This window comes from Nonomuraea sp. NPDC049784 (assembly GCF_040659615.1).
GTDB lineage: Bacteria > Actinomycetota > Actinomycetes > Streptosporangiales > Streptosporangiaceae > Nonomuraea.
Genome location: NZ_JBFAMX010000927.1, coordinates 1 through 2,925, shown reverse-complemented (window position 1 = coordinate 2,925; position 2,925 = coordinate 1). Strand labels below are relative to the sequence as shown.

Below are 2,925 nucleotides of genomic sequence, written 5' to 3'. Positions count from 1 at the left end.
CGCCATGCTGGACGGGTGGCGCAATCAGCAGCTGGCGCGCAACCTTGCCTTCTCCACGATCGAGGGACGGCTGAACGCGGTGAGAGCTTTCAGCCGTCATGCCGACGCTCATCCATGGGAGTGGACGTCGAAAATGGTCGACGACTGGCTCGGGGATCTGCGCGCGGTCCGGCATCTGAAGCAGTCGACCCTGCGCAACTACGCTGAGGCTATCCGGTCGTTCTGCGCCTTCATCACCGACGCGGCCTACGGGTGGGCCGCCGAATGCGAGCGCCGGTTCGGCACGCACCCCATCCAGGTCTGCCACGAGTGGAACACCGCCACCCACCTGCAGGAGTCCGAAGCCGATCCGGCCAAGCGGGCGTTCACCCGCGAGGAGCTGCAAGCCTTCTTCGATCATGCCGACGAGCAAGTCGAGCGGATCAGCGGAGCCGGTCGCAAAGGCTGGCTGCCCGCCTTCCGGGACGCCACCTTGTTCAAGACCGCCTACGCCTACGGACTGCGCAGGCGCGAGACGCGGATGCTCGACTTGGTCGACTTCAGCCCCAACCCTCACGCTCGCATGTTCGGGGACTTCGGGGTCTGTTACGTCCGCTTCGGCAAGGCCATGAAGGGCTCTCCACCCAAGCACCGCAGCGTGCTGACCGTTGGTCCGCGCGACGGTGTCGGCGGGATGGACTGGATCGTGGAGATCCTCTCCCAGTGGATCGAAGAGGTCCGCCCGGCCTTCGCCAACGCGCATTCGCCCGCGCTCTGGCCCTCCGAACGGAGCCTGCGCATCGGGTTCTCCCAGATGAACACTCGCTTCGCTGCCTACCGTGACGCGCTGGGACTCGATCAAGGCCTGGACTTTCACTCTTTTCGCCGCTCTTACGTCACTCACCTGATCGAGGACGGCTGGGATCCTCGTTTCGTCCAGGAGCAGGTCGGCCACGAACACGCCTCCACCACCTCGATCTACACCTGCGTCTCCTCCGACTTCCGCACCCACACCCTGCGCAAGGCGATGGAGAGCACGGTCGACGCGGCACTGCGCACCGGAAGGAAGAGCCGATGAAACGCCAGGTCAGCTACCAGTGGCGGCTCCGCGAGGTCATGGCTGCCCACGGGATGTTCAACGCCACTGATCTGGCCCAGCCACTCGCCGACCGAAGCATCACCTTGTCGTCGGTGCAGGTCTGGCGCCTGGTCACGCAAAGCCCTGAACGCCTGTCGCTCCCGGTCCTGGCCGCACTCTGTGACATCTTCGACTGCACCCCGGCCGACCTCATAGCCACCAGGGCCGAGGACGCCAGGCCACGCCGCACCGCCAGCGGTGAAAGCGGAGGCCCGGTGACCGATCTGGCGGCCATCCGGCCCAAGCGCGCCCGAATCCGGGCCCAGGAATGAGCAGATCCCGTGCACAAGAGAAATACGAGCGCTGGCACATGGGCGAATGCGTCCGTTGCGGCCGGCGGGCGTCCAAGGCCGCCAACTGGGAAGGGCTGATCTGCCGGACCTGCTGCGAGAAAGCGGCGCGCACCTACGGCATCTGCCCCAGCTGCGGCACCGACCGGCTGCTGCCGGGCCGCCGCGACGGCATACCGACCTGCCGGGACTGCTCAGGCATCACCCGCGACTTCCGCTGCTCCCGTTGCGGCATTGAAGCCCACCTTCTCGGCGGCCGCCTCTGCGAACGCTGCACACTGCATGACCGGCTCGACACACTCCTCCAGGACGGCACCGGACGCGTCAGCCCCGCGCTCATCCCACTGCATCACCTCCTCACCGACATGCCGCGGCCGAAGAGCGGGCTGGCCTGGCTCAGAAGCACGAAGGTCCAGAACCTGCTGACCGCGTTGGCGACCGGAGCCATGCCGCTCTGCCACCAGGCGTTCCACGAACATCCCGATTGGCGGCCCGCGGCGCATCTCCGCGACCTGCTGATGTCCTGCCGTCTGCTTCCGACAGTCGACAAACACCTGCTGCACGTCGAAAGCTGGCTGCAACGGCGCCTCGCCGAACTCGCCGGCCACGAGCATCTGCCGATCCTCCAGCGGTTTTCCACCTGGCACCAGCTAGCCAGACTCCGAGAACGAGCCGCCCGCCGCCCGCTGACCGCGAGCACCGTTCCCCTGACGACGCAAGAATTCAACCGGGCCCATGAGTTCCTCCTCTGGCTCACACGGCGCCAATGCCCTCTGGACCGTTTGAGCCAAGTTGACGTCGACCTCTGGCACGCCACTCACAAACCTCACGAGCATCGTTCCCTGCGCGCTTTCCTCACCTGGGCGATACGCACCGGACGCGCGCCGCGAGGGCTCACCTTGCCACGGCTGCACCGGGCGGAAGGCCGACCACTCACCCAGCATCGGCGGCTCGAACTCCTGCACCCGACTCTGGACGACACGGCAGGCCCCCTCCGGTCACGAGCCGCGGCCTGCCTCATGCTGCTCTATGCCCAGCCCGCCAGCCGCATCGTCCGGCTCACCCTTGATGACATCGTCCACGACTCCGACGGCCAGGTCCTCATTCGTCTGGGCGATCCACCGACACCGGTCCCCGGCCCCTTTGCCAAGCTTCTACTCCGAGCCAAAGCCGAGCGCACCAACATGAACACAGCCACCAACGTCGATGCCTGCTGGCTCTTCCCCGGACGCCGAGCCGGCCAGCCCCTCCATCACCGCAGCCTTGCCGACCTGGTCCGCGACCTCGGCATCTCTGGCCGAGCCGCCCGCACCGCCGCCCTTCGGCAATTAGTCCTCCAAGCCCCCGCTCCCGTCATCGCGCAGGCTCTGGGCTTCCACGACAAGACCACCACTCGGCTCGCATCCGAAGCGGGAGGGACCTGGAGCCGCTACGCCCCAAACGATCACGCTCAGTGAATAGAAGCAGAGACAGAAACACGAACTCAGATCACTCGATCAACGACTTTTACCAGTCTCG

At 66.4% G+C, this 2,925-nt stretch carries 3 protein-coding genes; all 3 read left to right on the top strand.

Annotated elements, in window-relative coordinates; translation table 11 throughout:
- Nucleotides 1-1,057, top strand: a 1,057-nt coding sequence (locus AB0J09_RS61165) for a site-specific integrase (RefSeq protein WP_360713207.1), incomplete at its 5' end; no start/stop codon positions are given.
- Nucleotides 1,054-1,389 carry a helix-turn-helix transcriptional regulator gene (locus AB0J09_RS61160; protein WP_360713205.1) on the top strand — a complete coding sequence of 112 codons (336 nt, stop codon included), beginning with the start codon at nucleotides 1,054-1,056 and terminating at the stop codon, nucleotides 1,387-1,389. The genes AB0J09_RS61165 and AB0J09_RS61160, both read left to right, overlap by 4 nt.
- A complete protein-coding gene (locus AB0J09_RS61155; protein ID WP_360713203.1) occupies nucleotides 1,386-2,864 on the top strand; it encodes a hypothetical protein in 1,479 nt (492 codons plus the stop codon). Before AB0J09_RS61160 ends, AB0J09_RS61155 begins: the two co-directional genes overlap by 4 nt.
- Nucleotides 2,865-2,925: the final 61 nt, after the last annotated feature.

What these genes read in the sequence shown, in the direction of transcription:
- AB0J09_RS61160 (WP_360713205.1), top strand. Translation starts at nt 1,054, where the DNA reads ATGAAACGCCAGGTCAGCTACCAGTGGCGGCTCCGCGAGGTCATGGCT.
- AB0J09_RS61155 (WP_360713203.1), top strand. Translation starts at nt 1,386, where the DNA reads ATGAGCAGATCCCGTGCACAAGAGAAATACGAGCGCTGGCACATGGGC.